At 70.2% G+C, this 20,207-nt stretch carries 12 protein-coding genes and 2 pseudogenes; 4 read left to right on the forward strand and 10 right to left on the reverse strand.

Annotation, left to right across the window (positions count from 1 at the left end; all coding sequences use genetic code 11):
* Window positions 1-63: 63 nt before the first annotated feature.
* The 3 genes and pseudogenes from ABZ281_RS06605 to ABZ281_RS06615 all read left to right on the forward strand — a co-directional run.
* Window positions 64-2,892 (forward strand): annotated as a pseudogene (locus ABZ281_RS06605) (DEAD/DEAH box helicase); the annotation flags it as partial.
* A 59-nt stretch (window positions 2,893-2,951) separates the two neighbouring features.
* Window positions 2,952-3,773, forward strand: a complete 822-nt coding sequence (locus tag ABZ281_RS06610) for a DNA-formamidopyrimidine glycosylase family protein (RefSeq protein ID WP_356652763.1) — start codon at window positions 2,952-2,954, stop codon at window positions 3,771-3,773.
* A 32-nt stretch (window positions 3,774-3,805) separates the two neighbouring features.
* Window positions 3,806-4,570 carry an SDR family NAD(P)-dependent oxidoreductase gene (locus tag ABZ281_RS06615; protein WP_356652765.1) on the forward strand — a complete coding sequence of 255 codons (765 nt, stop codon included), beginning with the start codon at window positions 3,806-3,808 and terminating at the stop codon, window positions 4,568-4,570.
* On the opposite strand, the gene ABZ281_RS06620 is transcribed toward ABZ281_RS06615, so the two are convergent.
* The 10 genes from ABZ281_RS06620 to ABZ281_RS06665 all read right to left on the reverse strand — a co-directional run bounded on the left by ABZ281_RS06620 (window position 4,518) and on the right by ABZ281_RS06665 (window position 19,556).
* Entirely contained in the window at window positions 4,518-4,814 is a 297-nt protein-coding gene (locus ABZ281_RS06620; protein ID WP_356652767.1) for a hypothetical protein, read from the reverse strand. The genes ABZ281_RS06615 and ABZ281_RS06620 overlap by 53 nt on opposite strands.
* Before the next feature lie 124 nt (window positions 4,815-4,938).
* Window positions 4,939-5,409: a DNA starvation/stationary phase protection protein gene (locus ABZ281_RS06625; RefSeq protein WP_356652769.1), complete on the reverse strand. Its 471-nt coding sequence runs from the start codon at window positions 5,407-5,409 to the stop codon at window positions 4,939-4,941.
* 206 nt (window positions 5,410-5,615) lie between these two features.
* Window positions 5,616-5,996, reverse strand: a complete 381-nt coding sequence (locus tag ABZ281_RS06630) for a helix-turn-helix transcriptional regulator (protein WP_185013744.1) — start codon at window positions 5,994-5,996, stop codon at window positions 5,616-5,618.
* 109 nt (window positions 5,997-6,105) lie between these two features.
* Window positions 6,106-6,651 (reverse strand): CinA family protein, encoded by a 546-nt coding sequence (locus tag ABZ281_RS06635; protein WP_356652771.1) that lies wholly within the window; start codon window positions 6,649-6,651, stop codon window positions 6,106-6,108.
* Complete coding sequence (gene pgsA, locus ABZ281_RS06640) at window positions 6,648-7,523, reverse strand: CDP-diacylglycerol--glycerol-3-phosphate 3-phosphatidyltransferase (protein WP_356652773.1); 876 nt, start codon at window positions 7,521-7,523, stop codon at window positions 6,648-6,650. The genes ABZ281_RS06635 and pgsA overlap by 4 nt, the downstream gene beginning before the upstream one ends.
* On the reverse strand, window positions 7,520-9,019 hold the full coding sequence (rimO, locus tag ABZ281_RS06645) for a 30S ribosomal protein S12 methylthiotransferase RimO (RefSeq protein ID WP_356652775.1): 1,500 nt from the start codon (window positions 9,017-9,019) through the stop codon (window positions 7,520-7,522). The genes pgsA and rimO overlap by 4 nt, the downstream gene beginning before the upstream one ends.
* A 93-nt stretch (window positions 9,020-9,112) precedes the next feature.
* Entirely contained in the window at window positions 9,113-9,961 is an 849-nt protein-coding gene (locus tag ABZ281_RS06650) for a RodZ domain-containing protein (RefSeq protein WP_356652777.1), read from the reverse strand.
* A 263-nt stretch (window positions 9,962-10,224) separates the two neighbouring features.
* Window positions 10,225-12,963: a DNA translocase FtsK 4TM domain-containing protein gene (locus ABZ281_RS06655; RefSeq protein WP_356652779.1), complete on the reverse strand. Its 2,739-nt coding sequence runs from the start codon at window positions 12,961-12,963 to the stop codon at window positions 10,225-10,227.
* Window positions 12,964-13,090: 127 nt separating this feature from the next.
* Window positions 13,091-13,777, reverse strand: a complete 687-nt coding sequence (locus tag ABZ281_RS06660; protein ID WP_356652781.1) for a response regulator — start codon at window positions 13,775-13,777, stop codon at window positions 13,091-13,093.
* 307 nt (window positions 13,778-14,084) lie between these two features.
* Window positions 14,085-19,556: a HAMP domain-containing protein gene (locus tag ABZ281_RS06665; protein ID WP_356652783.1), complete on the reverse strand. Its 5,472-nt coding sequence runs from the start codon at window positions 19,554-19,556 to the stop codon at window positions 14,085-14,087.
* A 379-nt stretch (window positions 19,557-19,935) separates the two neighbouring features.
* On the opposite strand from ABZ281_RS06665, the pseudogene ABZ281_RS06670 reads away from it, so the two are divergent.
* Window positions 19,936-20,207 (forward strand): annotated as a pseudogene (locus ABZ281_RS06670) (hypothetical protein); the annotation flags it as partial.

The following is a 20,207-nucleotide window of genomic DNA, read 5'->3' on the forward strand; positions in this document are numbered from 1 at the left end:
CCCGGTCCAGCGCTTGCCGTACCGGATCTGTGAGCTGGCATCGACCGCGTCGGCGAGGCGCTCGGCGCCCAGGTGCACGCCCCCTGGGCGCTCGCGCTGGGCGCCAAGCTCTCCGAGCGGTACGGCATGGACGCGCAGGTCATGCACGCCGACGACGGCATCGTGCTGCGCCTTCCGGACGCCGACCTCATGGGTCTGGACCTGCTGGACCAGGAGCCGGTGAAGACGGGCCGGGAGTACGACGCCGAACAGGCCCCCGTGGGCGCGGGGGACGTCGTCTTCGACAAGGGCGAGGTCGATCAGGTCGTCACCGACCAGGTGGGCAGTTCCGCCCTGTTCGCCGCCCGGTTCCGCGAGTGCGCCGCCCGCGCGCTGTTGCTGCCGCGCCGCAACCCGGGTCGGCGCACCCCGCTGTGGCAGCAGCGTCAGCGCGCCTCGCAGCTGCTGCAGGTGGCCAGTGAGTTCGGCTCGTTCCCGATCGTCCTCGAGGCGGTCCGCGAGTGCCTCCAGGACGTCTTCGACGTCCCCGGGCTGGTCGAGCTGATGGGCGACCTGGAATCCCGCAAGGTCCGCCTGGTCGAGGTCACCACACCCGAACCGTCCCCCTTCGCGCGTTCCCTCCTCTTCGGCTACGTCGCCCAGTTCCTGTACGAGGGTGACTCCCCGCTGGCCGAGCGCCGCGCCGCCGCCCTGTCGCTGGACTCACGGCTGCTGGCCGAGCTGCTGGGCCAGGCGGAGCTGCGTGAGCTGCTCGACGCGGAGGTGCTGACCGAGCTGGAGCAGGAGCTCCAGTGGCGCACCGAGGACCGCCGCGTCAAGGACGCCGAGGGTGTCGCGGACCTCCTCCGCCTCCTCGGCCCGCTCACGGACGGGGAACTGGCCGAGCGGGGTGCCGACCCGCAGTGGGCCCAGGAGCTGGCGGGCACCCGTCGGGCCATCCGGGTCCGGATCGCGGGCAGGGACCACTGGGCGGCGATCGAGGACGCGGGCCGCCTGCGCGACGCTCTGGGCACCGCCCTGCCGGTCGGCGTCCCGGAGGCCTTCACCGAGCCCGTCAAGGACCCGCTCGGCGATCTCCTCGCGCGCTACGCCCGCACCCACGGGCCGTTCACCTCGGCCACGGCAGCGGCCCGTTTCGGTCTGGGCGCGGCCGTCACCGAGGGTGTCCTCCAGCGGCTCTCGGCGGCGGGCCGGGTCGTCCAGGGCGAGTTCCACCCGGCCGGGATCGGCCAGGAGTGGTGCGACGCCGCCGTACTGCGCCGACTGCGCCGCCGTTCCCTGGCGGCCCTGCGACACGAACTGGAGCCGGTGCCCCCGGCCGCGCTCGCCCAGTTCCTCCCCCAGTGGCAGCACATCGGCAAGGGCCATTCCCTGCGCGGCACAGACGGGCTGGTCCGCGCCATCGAGCAGGTCCAGGGCGCGTCCGTGCCGGCCTCCGCCCTGGAGAAGCTGGTGCTGCCCTCCCGGGTGGCGAACTACACGCCGGGGATGCTGGACGAGCTCACCGCCGCCGGTGAGGTGGTCTGGGCCGGGGCGGGCTCGCTGCCCGGCAAGGACGGCTGGATCTCCCTCTACCTGGCAGACGCGGCCCCCCTGCTCCTGCCGCCCCCGCACCCCCTGGAGCTGACGGCCCTGCACCAGTCCGTCCTGGACACCCTCTCCGGCGGCTACGGTCTGTTCTTCCGGCAGATCGCCGACCAGGTCCGCGCCACCACCCACCCCGAGGCCACCGATCCCCAACTGGCCGACGCCCTCTGGGACCTGGCCTGGTCCGGCCGCCTGACGAACGACACGCTCACCCCCCTGCGCTCCCTGCTCGGCTCGGGCCGCACCGCCGGCTCCACGGCCCACCGCGCCAAGCGCTCGATGCCGCGCGGCCGCTACGGCTCCCTGACGGCCGCGGCCCGCACCGCGTCCCGCTCCGGCCCGCCGACGGTCGCCGGCCGCTGGTCCCTGCTTCCGGCCCACGAACCGGACCCCACCGTGCGGGCCCACGCCCTCGCCCGCACCCTCCTCGACCGGCACGGCGTCGTCACCAGAGGCGCGGTCTCGGCGGAGGGCGTCGAGGGCGGCTTCTCAGCGACGTATCGCGTCCTGTCGGTCTTCGAGGAGAGCGGCCAGGCACGCCGCGGCTATGTGGTGGAGGGCCTCGGCGCCGCGCAGTTCGCGATGGACGGCGCGGTGGACCGCCTGCGCGCGGTGTCCAACGCCCGCGACCGCGGCGAGGCCCTGCCCGGGCCGCCGCCCGGCTTCGAACCCGACCCGTTCCCGGCCCATGACTTCGCCGGACCGGACGGCTCCGCCCCCTCCCACGACCACACCGACGACCCCGGCCCCGACGGCTTCCCCGACCTGGACGCCTCCTTTGCCACCCCCGATCCGTCCCCGGGCGAGTGGGTCTCGCCCCGCGACTACCCGCGGGCCGCCCCGCCCTGGCAGGACGGCGGTCGCGCGGCGTACGACCAGGGCTTCGCGGGCCGCCGCACCCGACCCGACGGCGCATCCAGGGCCGTGGTCCTCGCCGCCGCCGACCCTGCGAACGCCTACGGCGCCGCCCTGGCCTGGCCCGAGCCGCCGACCGGCGCGGGGCACAAGCCGGGCCGCAAAGCGGGCTCCCTGGTGGTGCTCGTCGACGGTGAGCTGACGCTCTACATGGAGCGCGGCGGCAAGACCCTGCTGGCCTGGCCCGCCGGCCCGGACGGCGACCCCGCGGCCGACCCGCGCCTGGGAAGCGCCGCGGAGGCCCTGGCCGCGGCAGCCCGCGCGGGCTCGCTCGGCACGGTCACGGTGGAGCGCGTCAACGGCGCACAGGCCCTGACCTCCCCCATCGGCACCCTCCTGGAAGGAGCGGGCTTCATCGCGACGCCCCGAGGACTCCGCCTGCGCGCATGACGGCCACCCGCTCACAGCCACTCCGACCGAGCACGCGTCCACCGTGCCACCCTTGACCCATGCCCGAAGGTGACACGGTCTGGCAGGCCGCGAGGCGGTTGCACGACGCCTTGGCGGGCAAGGTGCTGACCCGCAGCGACCTCAGGGTGCCCCGCTTCGCCACAGCCGACCTCACGGGACGTACGGTCCTGGACGTCACCCCGCGTGGCAAACACCTCCTCACCCGCATCGAGGGCGGCCTGACACTCCACTCCCACCTGCGGATGGACGGCTCCTGGAAGGTGTACGGGAACGGCCAGCGCTGGAGCGGCGGCCCCGGCCACCAGATCCGCGCGATCCTCGGCAACCCCGACCGCACGGCCGTCGGCTACCGCCTCCCCGTCCTGGAACTTGTGCGCACCACCGACGAGCACCGCGCTGTCGGCCACCTCGGCCCCGACCTCCTCGGCCCGGACTGGGACCCCGACCGCGCCCTCGCCAACGTCCTTCAGGACCCCGCCCGCGAACTCGGCGAGGCCCTGCTCGACCAGCGCAATCTCGCCGGCATCGGCAATGTCTACAAGAGCGAGCTCTGCTTCCTCCTCGGTGTCACCCCCTGGCTCCCGGCCGGCGCACTGCCCCCCGACCGGGCCGCGAAGCTGCCGGCGCTCGCCAAGAAGCTGCTGGAGGCCAACCGCGACCGCCCCATCCGCAGCACCACGGGCCGCCGCGGCCAGGACCTCTTCGTCTACGGCCGCGCTCCCCGCCCCTGCCTGCGCTGCCGCACCTCGATCCGTGTCGCCGACCAGGGCGACGGCTCCCGCGAACGCCCCACTTACTGGTGCTCCACCTGCCAGCCCGGCCCCGCCCCTGCCCCGACCCGGCGCGGCCGCACCAATTGACGACCCGTCAGAAACGCTCGTACGGTCCCTGTATGCCCGTCACGGCGTACGACCTCAGCGGCCGCACCGCGTTCGTCACCGGCGCCGCGAGCGGCATCGGCCGCGCCTCGGCGCTTCTGCTCGCCGAGGCGGGCGCGACCGTGCACTGCGCGGACCGGGACACCGAGGGCCTGCACGAGACGGCGACCCTGATCAAGGACAGCGGCGGCACCGCCCGCATCCACACCCTCGACGTCACCGACCGGGCAGGGCTGAGGAAGGCTCTCAGCTCCTGCACACGCCTGGACACCCTGGCCGCGGTCGCCGGGATCATGCACAGCAGCCCGGTGCTGGAGACCCGGGACGAGGACCTCGACCGGGTACTGGACATCAACTTCAAGGGAGTCCTGTACGCCTGCCAGGAGGCGGCCCGCCTGATGATCGCCCGCGGCGCCAGGGGCAGCATCGTCACCATGGCCTCGGGAGCCGTCGACACGGGCGGCCCCGGGCTGCTCTGCTACGGCGCGGCCAAGGCGGCGGTGGTCCAGCTGACGAAGACCCTCGCGACGGAGGTCGGCCGGTACGGCATCCGCGTCAACGCGGTCGCCCCGGGCTGGATCCGCACGCCCATGACAGACCGCCACGACAGCGAGGCCCAGGAGCACACGGAGTCCGTCATGGCCCGCATGTCACCTCTGGGCCGTGTGGGCGAGCCCGAGGACATCGCCCACACCGTCCTTCACCTGGCTTCCGACGCCTCGGCCTTCACCACGGGACAGATCCTCCGCCCGAACGGGGGCGTGGCGATGCCGTGGTGACACTGCCCCGCCGCACCCCGGTTCCCCAGATCCTCCGCCACCGCCCCGCCCCCACCACACCCCGCGCCTGCCGCTTGGGCACGCAATGCACGGGCAGCACACTCAACCCCCACCCCCCGGCCGCGACGGTCGCCTCCAGCGCCCCCGCCCCAGGCACGGCTGCCAGCCGCAGCACGGCCCACCACCACAGCGCCCCCATCCCGAGCGCGGCCCCACGCACCCCCCAGCGTGCTATTCCCGCCATGGCCGCCACCTCCTGCCCGACGCCAACGCAGCGCAGCCGTACGCGGCGAGCCGTGGCGACTTTCGCGCCCGGCCCGTACCCGCTCCGGGGACCTGGACCGGGGCAGGGCCCTTGCCCTCTTCCGTCACCCGTTCTCGGCCTGGAACATCCAGTGGTGCTTCTCCAGTTCCGCCGTGATCCCGATGAAGATGTCCTGGCTCACCGGATCCGGCTCACCGGTCGACTCGACCCGCTCGCGCATCCGTGCGATCACCGCACCCAGCGCTTCGACGAGCGCGCCCACGGCGGTGGTGTCGTCGACCCACCCTTCGGGGGTCACACCGATCCCGCTGCCCACGGCCACCGTAGCGGCCCGCCCGTCAGGAGAGATCCCGAGGGCCGCGGCACGCTCGGCCACGGTGTCGGAGTACTTCCGCGCGGTGTCGACCACCTCGTCGAGCTGGAGGTGCACGGAACGGAAGCGCGGCCCCACCACGTTCCAGTGGATCTGCTTCGCCACGAGGGCGAGATCCACCAGATCGACAAGGGCACCTTGCAGCGCCTCGGACACGGTCTTCAGGTTCGCGTCCGACAACGGGCTCTTCACGACGTACATCCGCACCTCCGAGGACTACCCCCATCCCCTCAACGATGACCGCCGCACGCCGCACCGGCAAACGCACACACATCAGACACGGCATACGTGAGGCGGCAAGACGGCATCAGCCGGCGCCGGGCAAGCGAAAACCCCGGGCGGCACCCCTCCGGATCTCCCGGAGAGGCCCGGCCGGGGCCTCTGTCATGCCGTGTGAGCGCAGAGCCTCACGCGGCGACGACGTCCACTGCTTCGGCAGGCGCCTTGATGGTCACCCGTTCCGGTGGCACACCGGTCACCGAGACGGAGCCCAGCATCGGGCGAACCGCCGCGGGTACAGGCTCGCTGGGGGTGGCCGCAGCAGACTGGGCCAGCTCGGCGAGGGCGAGCTCGTCGCTCACTTCCCGCATGAGCTCGGACATCCGTACGTCCAGCGCGTCGCAGATGGCGGAGAGCAGCTCGGAGGAAGCCTCCTTCTGCCCCCGCTCCACCTCGGAGAGATAGCCGAGTGAGACTCGGGCGGACGAGGAGACTTCGCGCAGAGTACGGCCCTGGCGCTGGCGCTGCCGACGCAGCACGTCACCCAGCAGGCGACGGAGCAGAATCATCGGTGGCTCCCTCCTCGGACCGCGTAGCCGCATCCATTACGCCCCACCGTACCGCCTTGCGCCGCGGCCGTGCGGGGAGCGATGTCGTGTTCACTCAGGGCTGCAAACATCAAAACCCCCCGTTCCGTTCCGTATCCTGTGCCCGCTCATTCCCAGTCTGTTCGCCCGCAAGCTCCTTCAGAAGCAGTGCGAGTACGCTCCGTACACTCTCTCTACGAATTTCCGCGCGGTCGCCGTTCAACCGCAGAGCCTCCACTTTTCCGCCGCCGGCAGAACCGGAACCGGCTCCGACGGGCCCGTCCACGGCGACGAAGACCGTGCCGACGGCCTGCCCGTCCTGCGGATCGGGGCCGGCGACACCGGTGGTCGCGATGCCCCAGTCGGTGCCGAGCGCCTTGCGCACGCCGACGGCCATCTCGGCCGCGACCTGCGGATCCACCGCTCCGCGCGCCGCCAGCAGGATGTCGTCGACACCGAGCAGGTCGTGCTTCAGGTCGGTGGCGTAGGCGGTCACCGAGCCCCGGAAGACCTTGGACGCCCCGGGGACGGATGTGATCTCCGCCGCAACGAGGCCACCGGTCAGCGACTCCGCGACGGCGAGCGTCTCGCCCTTCACCGTGAGTAGTCGCACCACGTCGGTGGCCGTGGAACTCACGCTTCCTTCTCCTCCAACGCCGCCTTGTGCTCGGCGATTCCCTGCCGACGCAGCACAATGGCCTGTTTCACATAGTCGAGACCGGTCACCACGGTCAGCACGACCGCCGCGGCCATCACCCACCACCTCAGGGTGGCCAGCCACCCCGTCAGCGCCAGCACGTACATGCCCACGGCCACGCCCTGGGTGAGGGTCTTCAGCTTGCCTCCGCGGCTGGCGGGGATGACGCCGTACCTGATGACCAGGAAACGCAGCAGGGTGATGCCGAGTTCCCGGCCGAGGATGATGCCGGTCACCCACCAGGGCAGGTCGCCGAGCGCGGACAGGCAGATCAGCGCCGCCCCCATGATCGCCTTGTCGGCGATGGGGTCGGCGATCTTCCCGAAGTCCGTGACCAGGTTGTACGTGCGCGCCAGGTGACCGTCGAACAGGTCGGTGATCATGGCGATGGCGAAGGCCGCCCAGGCCAGGGAACGCCAGGCCGGGTCGTAGCCACCGTCGGCGAGCATCAGTGCGACGAAGGCCGGTACGAGGACCAGCCGGAGCATGGTCAGGAGATTGGCGATGTTCCAGACGCTGGCCTGATTGACGGCGGCGGCAGCGATCTTCGCGCCCCGCGGGGCCTTCCCGTCGTCCTGGACGTCCAGTCCGGCGTCCTCGCCGGGCACAGCCTCACCGGCGGCAGCCGCCCCGGCGGTCCCGCCGTGCCGCACGCCGGACGATGCGTTGGGCCCCGCACCGGGCGCTTCGCCATCGGCCGCACGCGCGGCTGCCGTCCCCGCAACCTTCCCTGGGACCGCGGTGGACGCGGACGCCGCCGCCCTCCTCGCGCCGGCGGAGCCTCCCGCCGCGGATGCCGGGACACCGGTCATCTGCCCGCCTCCTCACTCCACGCAGGCGACGCGAGCGAGCCCTGCAGCGGCTCGGCCACGAGGTCGACACCTTCCGTGCCGACCACCTTCGCCTCGACCATACGGCCGACCCGCAGCCCCGCGCCGCTCGTGAGCAGTACCTGGCCGTCCGTCTCGGGCGCCTGGTGCTCCGCACGGCCGTACACGCCGTCCTCGTCGACGGACTCGACGAGGACCCGCACGCTCTGGCCGACGCGGTCCTCGGCGCGCTGCGAGACGAGTTCCTCGGCCAGCCGCGAGATGTGGGCCAGTCGCTCGGCGACGACGTCCTCGTCGAGCTTGTCGTCGTAGGTCGCCGCCTCGGTACCCTCCTCGTCGGAGTAGCCGAAGACGCCGATGGCGTCCAGCCGCGCGCCGTTCAGGAAACGCTCCAGCTCGGCGAGGTCGGCCTCGCTCTCGCCGGGGAAGCCGACAATGAAGTTGGAGCGCACCCCGGCCTCGGGCGCCTTGCTGCGAATGGTGTCGAGCAGCTCCAGGAACCGGTCGGTGTCGCCGAAGCGGCGCATCGCACGCAGCACGCCGGGCGCGGAGTGCTGGAAGGACAGATCGAAGTAGGGCGCGATCTTCGGAGTCGAGGTGAGCACGTCGATGAGGCCGGGCCGCATCTCGGCCGGCTGGAGGTAGCTGACGCGCACGCGTTCGATGCCGTCGACCTCGGCGAGCTCGGGCAGCAGCGACTCCAGCAGGCGGATGTCGCCGAGGTCCTTGCCGTAGGAGGTGTTGTTCTCGGAGACGAGCATGATCTCCTTCACGCCCTGCTCGGCCAGCCACCGCGTCTCGTTCAGCACGTCGCTCGGGCGGCGGGAGATGAAGGAGCCGCGGAAGGAGGGGATGGCGCAGAAGGAGCAGCGGCGGTCGCAGCCGGAGGCGAGCTTCACGGAGGCGACCGGGGAGCCGTCGAGCCGGCGGCGCAGGGGTGCGCGCGGGCCGGAGGCCGGAGCGAGGCCCTCCGGAAGATCCGCGGGCGCGACAGCGGGCTCGGCCGGGCCGTGCCCGGGCAGCGCGACCTCGGCCGCCGACTCCTGGCGCTCCGCCGGGCTGATCGGCAGCAGCTTGCGCCGGTCGCGCGGGGTGTGGGAGGCGTGGATGCCGCCGTTGAGGATGGTCTGGAGCCGGTCTGAGATGTCCGAGTAGTCGTCGAAGCCGAGCACGCCGTCGGCCTCGGGGAGGGCTTCGGCGAGTTCCTTGCCGTACCGCTCGGCCATGCAGCCCACCGCCACGACGGCCTGCGTTCTGCCGTGACTCTTGAGGTCGTTGGCTTCCAGGAGGGCGTCGACGGAGTCCTTCTTGGCTGCTTCGACGAAGCCACAGGTGTTCACGACGGCGACGTCCGCGTGCTCGGCGTCCTCCACGAGCTGCCAGCCGTCCGCCTCCAAACGGCCTGCGAGCTCCTCCGAGTCCACCTCGTTACGGGCGCAGCCAAGGGTGACGAGTGCGACGGTACGGCGTTCAGGCATGGGCTCAAGACTACTTCGTCCCGCTGACACCCCACGTCGACGGGGTTGGCCGTTTCCCGGCCAACCCCGTATCAACCAGACATTTCGGTCCGATCACCCGGCTTCCGGGTCGCCCTTCGTGTACGTCAGGCGTTCGACGGACCCCGGCTGGAAGTTCTCCTCGATCTTCTTGCCGTTGACGAAGAGGTCGACCGCGCCGGCGTCTCCGAGGACGAGGTGGACCTTCGAGCTGTCCTGGAAGGTCTTGGTGTCGCCCTGCTTGAGAAGGCCGTCGAAGATCATCCGGCCGTTGTGGTCCTTGGCGGCGATCCAGCTGCGGTCGTCGACGGCGGCCACACGGACGGTCACCTTGTCCTGCGGCGCGGCCGCGATGGCGCTGTCGGACGGCTCGGGCTCGGGGGCTGCGGGCTTCTTGGTCTTGGTGGTCGGGGAAGCGGAGTCGCCGGGCGTGGAGCCCTCGGCCACGTTCGCCTCGTTGCCGCCGTCGTCGCCGCCCTGGAGCATCGTGAAGCCGACGAAGCCGATCACGGCGACGATGGCGGCGACCATGGCCGCGGTCCAGTTGGGTCCCCGCCGCTCCGGACGGATGCGTTCCGCCTCGAAGAGAGGAGCCGACGGGGTCGGCGCAGGACGCCCGCCGTGCTCGTCTCCGTACTGGGCGAGCAGCGGCGCGGGATCGAGGAGGACGGCCTTGGCCAGGGTCCTGATGTGCCCGCGGGCGTAGACGTCCCCGCCGCAGGGGGAGAAGTCGTCCGCCTCGATCGCGTGCACGATGTTCATACGGACCCGGGTGGCGCTACTGACGTCGTCGACGGTCAGCCCGGCGGCAATACGAGCCTGCTGCAGGGCACGGCCGATGGAGGGGCGGGTTTCCTCGTGGTCTGCTTCGACGTGCTCGTTTTCGAACGGACGCTCGTCTTCAGGGGAGTTGCCGATGGACACGGGGGCGCCTTTCGAGCGTGTAGCCGCCTGTGCTGGAAGTTCAGTCTAGGGGGGTACCAAAAGGGTGGGGCAACCGGGCGGTGTCACTTTGTACGCCATCGGAATGGCCCGACATTCCGATGGTGGGGTCGCTGCTTGCCGCTTCCCTCAACTTGACGTACGCCGAAGGGAAACGGTTGCTCGATGATCCCTTACGGGTAAGTCACGATCCGGACACCCGTTTGCCGTAACGCTCCGCGAGACGATCACCGTGTCCCGCTTCCCTACCCTTCAGACTCCCCCCGGATCAGGGCGAGCACGCCATCCAGCTCATCAGGCTTCACAAGAACGTCACGAGCCTTCGAACCCTCGCTCGGTCCGACGATGTTCCGGGACTCCATCAGGTCCATCAGCCGGCCGGCCTTGGCGAAGCCGACGCGCAGCTTGCGCTGGAGCATGGACGTCGACCCGAACTGCGTGGAGACGACCAGTTCGGCCGCCTGGCACAGGAGGTCGAGGTCGTCGCCGATGTCCTCGTCGATCTCCTTCTTCTGCTTGGTGCCCACGACGACGTCCTCCCGGAAGACCGGCGTCATCTGGTCCTTGCAGTGCCGGACGACTCCCGCGATCTCCTCCTCGGTGACGAAGGCGCCCTGCATACGGGTGGGCTTGTTGGCCCCCATGGGCAGGAACAGCCCGTCACCCTTGCCGATGAGCTTCTCGGCGCCGGGCTGGTCGAGGATGACCCGCGAGTCGGCCAGCGAGGACGTGGCGAACGCCAGCCGCGATGGGACGTTCGCCTTGATCAGACCGGTGACGACGTCCACCGACGGCCTCTGTGTGGCCAGCACCAGGTGGATACCGGCCGCGCGCGCGAGCTGCGTGATGCGCACGATCGCGTCCTCGACGTCCCGCGGCGCGACCATCATCAGGTCGGCGAGCTCGTCGACGATGACCAGCAGGTAGGGGTACGGCTGGAGCTCGCGCTCACTGCCCTCGGGCGGCTTGACCTTGCCCTCGCGCACGGCCCGGTTGAAGTCGTCGATGTGCCGGTAGCCGTAGGCCGCAAGGTCGTCGTAGCGCAGGTCCATCTCGCGTACGACCCACTGGAGCGCCTCGGCGGCCCGCTTGGGGTTGGTGATGATCGGCGTGATCAGGTGCGGGATGCCCTCGTACGCGGTCAGCTCGACCCGCTTGGGGTCGACCAGGATCATCCGCACATCCTCGGGGGTGGCCCGCATCATGACCGAGGTGATCAGGCAGTTGATGCAGGACGACTTGCCGGAGCCGGTGGCGCCGGCGACCAGCATGTGCGGCATCTTCGCCAGCGAGTGCATGACGTAGCCGCCCTCGACGTCCTTGCCGAAGGCGACCAGCATCGGGTCGTCGTCCTCGGCGGACTCCGCGAGACGCAGGACGTCGCCGAGATTGACCATCTCCCGGTCGGTGTTGGGGATCTCGATGCCGACCGCGGACTTGCCGGGGATGGGGCTGATGATCCGCACGTCCGGGCTGGCGACGGCGTAGGCGATGTTCTTGGTGAGCGCGGTGATCCGCTCGACCTTCACGGCAGGGCCGAGCTCGACCTCGTAGCGCGTGACCGTCGGCCCGCGGGTGAAGCCGGTGACACTGGCGTCCACCTTGAACTCGGTGAAGACCGTCGTCAGCGACTCGACGATGAGGTCGTTGGCGGCGCTGCGCGACTTGCCGGGGCCGCCGCGCTCCAGCAGGTCGAGCGACGGCAGGGAGTACGTGATGTCGCCGGAGAGCTGGAGCTGCTCCGCGCGCGGGGGCAGGTCGCGGGGTTCGGCGGGCGGGGACTTGGTGAGGTCGCGAACCCCGGGCTTCGGCTTCTGCGGTGCGGGCTTGTCCTGCTCGGGCCTGTCCTGCTGAGGCCGGGCGGACGGGACGGGCGTCGGTGTGGTCGCCTCCTGGTCCCCCACCCGTACGCCCTGGGTGAGGTCGGCGACGATCGGGGAGGGCGGCATGCCGTGCAGCACGGCACCGTCGAGGGCGGCGGCCGCCGCCGCCGCGACGTCCACGGCGTCCCTGGGCCGGTCCATGTCGGGCTGTGGCACCGCCGAGCGGCGGGGGCGGCCACGGCGCCGGGTGAGCGCCTCCTGCTCGGCACTGTCCGGGTCGTACGCCTCGGGCGCCGGCGTGCGCCTGCCGCGCGGGCGCGCGGGCAGCGCCTCGCGCCACTGCTCCTCGTAGCGCTCGTCGTCCTCGTCGAAACCGAACTCGTCCTCGGCCGGGTCGCGGAGGATCCCGAGACGCACGCCGAGCAGCCGCAGCCGCTGCGGAATGGCGTTGACCGGCGTGGCCGTGACGACGAGCAGCCCGAAGACCGTCAACAGCACCAGCAGCGGCACGGCGAGAACGTCGCCCATGGCGTACGACAGCGGGGTCGCCATGCCCCAGCCGATGAGGCCACCGGCGTCCCTTATGGCCTGCATGCCGTCGCCGCGCGCGGGTGAGCCGCATGCGATGTGGACCTGGCCGAGCACGCCGATGACGAGCGCGGACAGACCGATGACGATGCGTCCGTTGGCCTCGGGCTTCTCCGGGTGGCGGATGAACCGCACGGCGATGACGGCGAGCAGTATCGGCATGAGCAGGTCGAGCCGGCCGAAGGCGCCGGTCACCAGGATCTCGACCAGGTCGCCCACGGGGCCCTTGAGGTCGGCCCAGGTGCCCGCGGCGACGATCAGCGCGATGGCGAGCAGCAGCAGGGCGACACCGTCCTTGCGGTGGGCCGGGTCGAGGTTCTTGGCGCCCTGCCCTATGCCGCGGAACACGGCGCCGACCGCGTGCGCCACGCCGAGCCATACGGCGCGCACCAGCCGGTAGATGCCGCCGGTGGGGCTGGGTGCCGGTTTGGGCGCGACCTTCTTGGCCGCGGCCTTCCTGGCGGGCGCCTTCTTCGCGGGAGCCTTCTTGGCGGCGGCCTTCTTCGCCGAAGCCTTCGCGGCCGCCTTCTTCGCGGGCGGCGGCTTCTTGGCTGCGGAGGGACGTGAGGCCATAGGTGTGAGGTTACCGGTGGAGACGACAGGGGACACGCGTGTCTACGGCTTCACCCGTTCGTGTCGCTTCGGGAGGGGCACGAAACTGACACGCGTTCACGGACGGGCAATCCCGCCTGCGTGTGGGTCAGTTCTGCGAGGACACCGAGGACGTGCTCCCGGTGCCCGGCTCCAGCGCGTCCAGCGCCCGCCGCAACCCCGTGAGCTTGCGCTCCAGATGAGCCGCCGTGGCCACCGCGGCGGCGTCCGTCGACTCGTCGTTGAGCTGCTTGGTCAGCGCTTCGGCCTGTTCCTCGACGGCCGCGAGCCGTCCGGAGAGCTCGGCGAGCAGCCCGGCCGACTCCTTGGCCTCGCCGCCCGCGTCCTTGCCGTTGCCGTTGCCCTCCAACTGGAGCCGCAGCAGCGACGCCTGCTCCCGCAGCTGGCAGTTCTTCATGTACAGCTCGACGAAGACGGAGACCTTCGCACGCAGCACCCACGGGTCGAACGGCTTGGAGATGTAGTCCACCGCGCCCGCCGCGTAACCCCGGAAGGTGTGGTGCGGGCCGTGGTTGATCGCCGTGAGGAAGATGATCGGGATGTCCCGGGTCCGCTCCCGGCGCTTGATGTGCGCGGCCGTCTCGAAGCCGTCCATGCCCGGCATCTGGACATCCAGCAGGATGACCGCGAAGTCGTCGGTGAGCAGCGCTTTGAGCGCTTCCTCCCCGGACGATGCCCGCACCAGCGTCTGATCGAGCGCAGAGAGGATCGCCTCCAGCGCCAGCAGATTCTCCGGCCGGTCATCGACCAGGAGGATCTTGGCCTTCTGCACCATGGCCCGCCCTCCTCGCCCCGGCGTGGGGCCTCCCCTGTCCGCAGGACCTGTGGAAGCACCGGTGGGTGCCGCCCCAGCGGACGACTCCCTTGCGCCGCCCGTCCTTGTGCCGGTCATCGTAGCCGCACCCCGCCCGTCGCCACACCCTGTCACCGCGATGTCACTGTGCACGTAGCGGAAACGCAGCAGGAGACCAGAAGGTTCCCCAGATCTTGTACTTCTACACGACTATGCGCACACCGAGTCCGCAACGCCGCGTGAACACCGAACCTTCCCGTCATGGTCGCGCGACTGCCCATCGTTCCCCTCATTCCCCTCGCATCCACTGATCCATCACCGTCAGCAGGTGATCGGGGTCGACCGGCTTGGTCACGTAGTCGGAAGCGCCCGACTCGATCGCCTTCTCGCGGTCGCCCTTCATCGCCTTCGCGGTCAGCGCGATGATCGGCAGCCCGGCGAACTGGGGCATCCTGCGGATCGCCGTGGTCGTCGCGTACCCGTCCATCTCGGGCATCATGATGTCCATCAGCACGACCGCCACGTCGTCGTGCTGCTCCAGGACCTCGATGCCCTCACGGCCGTTCTCGGCGTACAGCACGGACAGGCCGTGCTGCTCCAGGACGCTGGTCAGGGCGAAGACGTTGCGGATGTCGTCGTCGACGATCAGGACCTTCTCACCACCGAAGCGGATGCCCCGCGTCGGCCGTGGCGTCGGCTGCTGCTCGGCCGGCGTCCACTGCTCCAGCTGAGCGGGTTGCGGCGGCAGCTCGGGCATCCTGCGGCGCCGCCGGAACAGGGCGGCGGGCCCGTTCTGCGTCTCGCGGTACGACGTCACCTCGGCAGGCGTCTCGACCTCCACGTCCGACAGCGCGGACGGGTCGGACGTCGACGCCACCAGGTCGCCGGCCTCCAGACTGGGCAGCTGCTGCTGGTAGCCCTGCGGCGGCAGTTCGCTCGGGTGCAGCGGCAGGTACAGCGTGAACGTCGAGCCACGGCTGGGCTCGCTCTGGGCGAAGATCTCGCCGCCGAGGAGCTGCGCGATCTCCCGCGAGATGGACAACCCGAGGCCCGTACCGCCGTACTTGCGGCTGGTGGTGCCGTCGGCCTGCTTGAACGCCTCGAAGATCACCCGCATCTTGCTGGACGCGATGCCGATCCCCGTGTCGGTCACGGAGAACGCGATCAGCTCGGCGTCCGGATCGGTCAGCGACCCGGTCTCCAGCAGCTGCTCCCGGATCCTCTGCGGCACGTCGTCCCGCGCCGGCCTGATGACCAGCTCCACCGACCCCGAGTCGGTGAACTTCACCGCGTTCGACAGCAGGTTGCGCAGCACCTGCAGCAGCCGCTGCTCGTCGGTGTGCAGCGTGGCGGGCAGCTCCGGCGAGACCCGCACCGACAGGTCCAGGCCCTTCTCCGCGGTCAGCGGCCGGAAGGTGGCCTCCACGTAGTCCACGAGCTGGACGAGCGCGATCCGCGTCGGGGAGACGTCCATCTTGCCCGCCTCGACCTTCGACAGGTCGAGGATGTCGTTGATGAGCTGGAGCAGGTCCGAACCGGCCCCGTGGATCGTCTCGGCGAACTCGACCTGCTTCGGGGAAAGATTCCCCTCGGCGTTGTCGGCAAGCAGCTTGGCCAGGATCAGCAGCGAGTTCAGCGGCGTTCGCAGCTCGTGCGACATGTTCGCGAGGAACTCGCTCTTGTAGCGCATCGACACCGCGAGCTGCTCGGCGCGCTCCTCCAGGACCTGCCGCGCTTCCTCGATCTCGGTGTTCTTCACCTCGATGTCGCGGTTCTGCTGGGCCAGCAGCTCGGCCTTCTCCTCCAGTTCGGCGTTGGACGCCTGGAGGGCCTTCTGCCGCTGCTCCAACTCGGCCGAGCGTTCCCGCAGTTGCTCGGTCAGCTCCTGCGACTGCGCCAGCAGCAGCTCGGTCTTCGTGTTGACGGAGATGGTGTTGACGCTCGTCGCGATCATCTCGGCGATCTGGTTGAGGAAGTCCTTCTGGATCTGCGTGAACGGCGTGAAGGACGCCAGCTCGATGACGCCGAGCACACTGCCCTCGAACAGCACCGGCAGCACGATCACCTGCGCGGGCGGCGCCTCACCGAGCCCCGAGGAGATCCTCAGGTAGCCGCTCGGCGCGTTCTCCACCAGGATCGTGCGCTTCTCCTCGGCAGCCGTCCCGACCAGTGCCTCGCCCGGCTGGAACGACGTCGGCATGGAGCCCATCGAGTAGCCGTAGCTGCCGAGCATGCGCAGCTCGTACTGGTCTTCGTCCGTGGCGCTCACGTCCTCGCCGTCGACCAGCGGCATCGCCACGAAGAACGCCCCGTGCTGCGCGGACACCACCGGCGTCAGCTCGCTCATGATCAGCGAGGCCACGTCCTCCAGATCGCGGCGGCCCTGCATCAGCGCCGAGATGCGGGCCAGGTTGCCCTTGAGCCAGTCCTGCTCCTTGTTGGCGATCGTGGTGTCGCGCAGGTTGGCGATCATCTTGTTGATGTAGTCCTGGAGTTCCTGGATCTCCCCGGACGCGTCCACGTCGATCTTCAGGTTCAGATCGCCGCGGGTCACCGCGGTCGCCACGCGCGCGATGGCACGCACCTGCCGGGTCAGGTTCCCGGCCATCTCGTTCACCGACTCGGTCAGGTCCCGCCAGGTGCCGTCCACGTCACGCACGCGTGCCTGGCCGCCGAGCTGCCCTTCCGTGCCCACCTCGCGGGCGACCCGGGTGACCTCCTCCGCGAAGGACGACAGCTGGTCGACCATCGTGTTGATGGTCGTCTTCAGCTCCAGGATCTCGCCGCGCGCATCGATGTCGATCTTCTTCGTCAGGTCACCCTTGGCGATGGCCGTGGTCACCATGGCGATGTTGCGCACCTGACCGGTCAGGTTGGACGCCATCTGGTTCACGGACTCGGTGAGGTCCTTCCACGTGCCGGCCACACCGGGCACGTGCGCCTGACCGCCGAGGATGCCGTCCGTGCCCACCTCACGGGCCACCTTGGTGACCTGCTCGGCGAATGAACTCAGGGTCTTCACCATCGTGTTGATGGTGTCGGCGAGCTGCGCGACCTCGCCGCGCGCCTCGATGGTGACCTGCCGCGTCAGGTCACCGTTGGCGACCGCCGCCGAGACCTGGGAGATGTTCCGCACCTGAGTGGTGAGGTTCTTCGCCATCAGGTTGACGTTGTCGCTCAGGTCCTTCCAGATGCCCGTGACACCCGGCACGTGCGCCTGGCCGCCCAGGATGCCCTCGGTGCCCACCTCACGGGCCACCCGGGTCACCTGCTCGGCGAAGGACGACAGCTGGTCCACCATCGTGTTGACGGTCGTGACCAGTTCGAGGATCTCGCCCTTGGCGTCGACGGTGATCTTCTTCGACAGATCGCCCCGGGCCACAGCGGTCGTGACCTCGGCGATGTTGCGCACCTGGATGGTCAGGTTGTTCGCCATGCCGTTCACGGACTGGGTGAGGTCCTTCCAGGTGCCGGAGACGCCCTGCACCTCGGCCTGACCGCCCAGGATGCCTTCCGTACCCACCTCACGGGCCACACGCGTGACCTCTTCGGCGAACGACGACAGCTGGTCCACCATCGTGTTCAGGGTGTTCTTCAGCTCCAGGATCTCCCCGCGCGCATCCACGGTGATCTTCTGGGACAGGTCACCCCGGGCCACCGCGGTGGCCACCTGGGCGATGTTGCGCACCTGGCCGGTCAGGTTGGACGCCATGCCGTTCACGGAGTCCGTCAGGTCACGCCACACACCGGCCACACCCGGCACCTGCGCCTGACCGCCCAGCCGGCCGTCCGTACCCACCTCGCGCGCGACCCGGGTCACCTGGTCGGCGAAGGCCGAGAGCTGGTCGACCATCGTGTTGATGGTGTTCTTCAGCTCGAGGATCTCGCCGCGCGCGTCGACGTCGATCTTCTGCGACAGGTCACCCCGGGCCACGGCCGTCGTCACCTGCGCGATGTTGCGCACCTGGGAAGTGAGGTTCCCGGCCATGGAGTTGACGGAGTCGGTGAGCTCCTTCCAAGTGCCCGAGACACCGTCCACCCGGGCCTGCCCGCCCAGGCGGCCCTCCGTGCCCACGTCCCGGGCCATCCGCGTCACCTGGTCGGCGAAGCTCGACAGCTGGTCCACCATCGTGTTCACGGTGTTCTTCAGCTTGAGCATCTCGCCGGAGACGTCGACCGTGACCTTCTGCGAGAGGTCGCCGTTGGCCACCGCCGTCGTCACCTGGGCGATGTTCCTCACCTGACCGGTGAGGTTCCGGAACGCCGTGTTGACGGAGTCCGTCAGGTCCTTCCACGTGCCCGCCGCGCCCGGCACCTGCGCCTGGCCGCCCAGCTCACCCTCGACACCGATCTCCCGCGCCACACGGGTCACTTCGGCACCGAATGCGGACAGCTGGTCGACCATCGTGTTGACGGTGTTCTTCAGCTCCAGCATCTCGCCGGCCACGTCGACCGTGACCTTCTGCGACAGATCACCATTGGCCACCGCCGTGGTCACCGCGGCGATGTCCCGCACCTGCGTGGTCAGATTCCGGAAGACCGTGTTCACCGAATCGGTGAGGTCCTTCCACGTTCCCGCCGCACCCGGCACGTTCGCCTGACCGCCGAGCTGCCCCTCGGCCCCGACCTCGTTGGCCACACGCGTGACCTCGTCCGCGAAGATCCGCAGCGTCTCGGTCATCTGGTTGATCGTGTCGGCGAGCTGCGCGACCTCGCCCCGCGCCGGCACGGTCACCTTGCGCGACAGATCACCGTTGGCTACCGCGGTCGTCACTTCCGCGATCCCGCGCACCTGGGCCGTGAGGTTCCCGGCCATGGTGTTCACCGAATCGGTGAGTTCCTTCCACACACCGGCCACGCCCGGCACCTGCGCCTGACCGCCCAGCGCGCCCTCGGTCCCCACCTCACGGGCCACCCGGGTCACCTCGGAGGAGAACGCCGACAGCTGGTCCACCATCGTGTTGACGGTGTTCTTCAGCTCCAGCATCTCGCCGGCCACCTGAACCGTGACCTTCCGGGACAGATCACCCTTGGCGACCGCCGTCGTCACCAGCGCGATGTCCCTCACCTGGGCGGTCAGCCGGTACGCCATCGTGTTGACGGAGTCCGTCAGGTCCCGCCACGAACCCGACATGCCCCGCACACGAGCCTGCCCGCCCAGCTTGCCCTCGGTACCCACCTCACTGGCCACACGCGTGACCTCGTCGGTGAACGTCGACAGCTGGTCCACCAGGTTGTTGACGGTCCGCCCGACCTTCAGGAACTCGCCCCGCAGCGGCTGGCTGTTCCCGTCCGGCACCTGCGTCCGCAACTCCATACGCGGCGACAGATCACCCTCCGCCACCGCGGACAGCACCCGGCCGACCTCGGAAACCGGCCGCACCAGGTCGTCCACCAGGGCGTTCGAGTTGTCGATCGCTGTCGCCCAGGAGCCCTCACAGGCCCCTGTCTCCAGCCGCTCGGTGAGCTTGCCCTCGCGGCCCACCATCCGCCGCACCCTCGACAGCTCACCCGTCAGATGGAGATTGCGGTCGGCCACCTCGTTGAAGACCGCCGCGATCTCGGCCATCACGCCGTCCCCGGACACCGTCAGCCGCTTGCGGAAGTTTCCGTCCCGCATCGACACCAGGGCCGCCATCAGCCGGTTCAGGGCCGCCGTATCCACCTCGGTCGTGCCACTACGCACCTTGCCCTGGTTGATCGGGGACTGTCCGCCTTTCGCGCGCGCCTTCTTGCCACGCGTCGCTGCGCCAGACTCCACTGTGTCCCTCCCGCAGGGATCGACCGTCACTGCTGTGCTCGGGTACCACGCTCGGCGTACCAGTTACTACTGCGTATTCTCTGCCCTGCATACCAGGCCGTCTCCAGGGGGCTGCTGCCCAAGGTCGGCATCGGGCACACAGCCTGCCCTGACCTTCAACAGGAAGCTTGCCCAGTGTTTCACCCTGGCCGAACCGGGCCATAACAGTTCGGCAGCTTCGCACATCGTCCGCACACCCTCCGGACGGAAACACTGCAGACCGGCATCCGCATGGACCGCGAAGGTAAGTAACCTTGCATCCGGCTGTCCAGCCGCGCCGGTCCGTCCGGCCTGGGCGGTGGCACGAAGACGAGCGGGCATCGGAGGGGCGGCCGCACACATGACCACCGGACTGATCCCGGGGGGGCAGCCCCCGGACCCCCGGCCGACGGGCGCCCTGCCGCAACAGCGGCGCGAGCCGGTCGGCCACGCAGCCCAGCACGTCGAGAACCGGTCGAGGAGTTCTGTGATCACCGCGCGCGCGGCCGCCAGTTTCGAGCCCGTCGGCCGGTCGGTCGCGAGCGCCCGCTCCTTCGTACGCGACACCCTCCAGGGCTGGGCTTCGCCGACATCGTCGACGACGCCGTCGTCCTCACCAGCGAACTCGTGACC

Source organism: Streptomyces sp. NPDC006265 (assembly GCF_040613555.1).
In the GTDB taxonomy this organism is placed as follows: Bacteria; Actinomycetota; Actinomycetes; order Streptomycetales; family Streptomycetaceae; genus Streptomyces.

Coding starts and splice junctions, on each gene's coding strand:
- ABZ281_RS06655 (WP_356652779.1), bottom strand. CDS start 12,963: ATGGCCTCACGTCCCTCCGCAGCCAAGAAGCCGCCGCCCGCGAAGAAG.
- ABZ281_RS06620 (WP_356652767.1), bottom strand. CDS start 4,814: ATGGCGGGAATAGCACGCTGGGGGGTGCGTGGGGCCGCGCTCGGGATG.
- ABZ281_RS06615 (WP_356652765.1), top strand. CDS start 3,806: ATGCCCGTCACGGCGTACGACCTCAGCGGCCGCACCGCGTTCGTCACC.
- ABZ281_RS06660 (WP_356652781.1), bottom strand. CDS start 13,777: ATGGTGCAGAAGGCCAAGATCCTCCTGGTCGATGACCGGCCGGAGAAT.
- ABZ281_RS06610 (WP_356652763.1), top strand. CDS start 2,952: ATGCCCGAAGGTGACACGGTCTGGCAGGCCGCGAGGCGGTTGCACGAC.
- rimO (WP_356652775.1), bottom strand. CDS start 9,019: ATGCCTGAACGCCGTACCGTCGCACTCGTCACCCTTGGCTGCGCCCGT.
- pgsA (WP_356652773.1), bottom strand. CDS start 7,523: ATGACCGGTGTCCCGGCATCCGCGGCGGGAGGCTCCGCCGGCGCGAGG.
- ABZ281_RS06630 (WP_185013744.1), bottom strand. CDS start 5,996: ATGATTCTGCTCCGTCGCCTGCTGGGTGACGTGCTGCGTCGGCAGCGC.
- ABZ281_RS06625 (WP_356652769.1), bottom strand. CDS start 5,409: ATGTACGTCGTGAAGAGCCCGTTGTCGGACGCGAACCTGAAGACCGTG.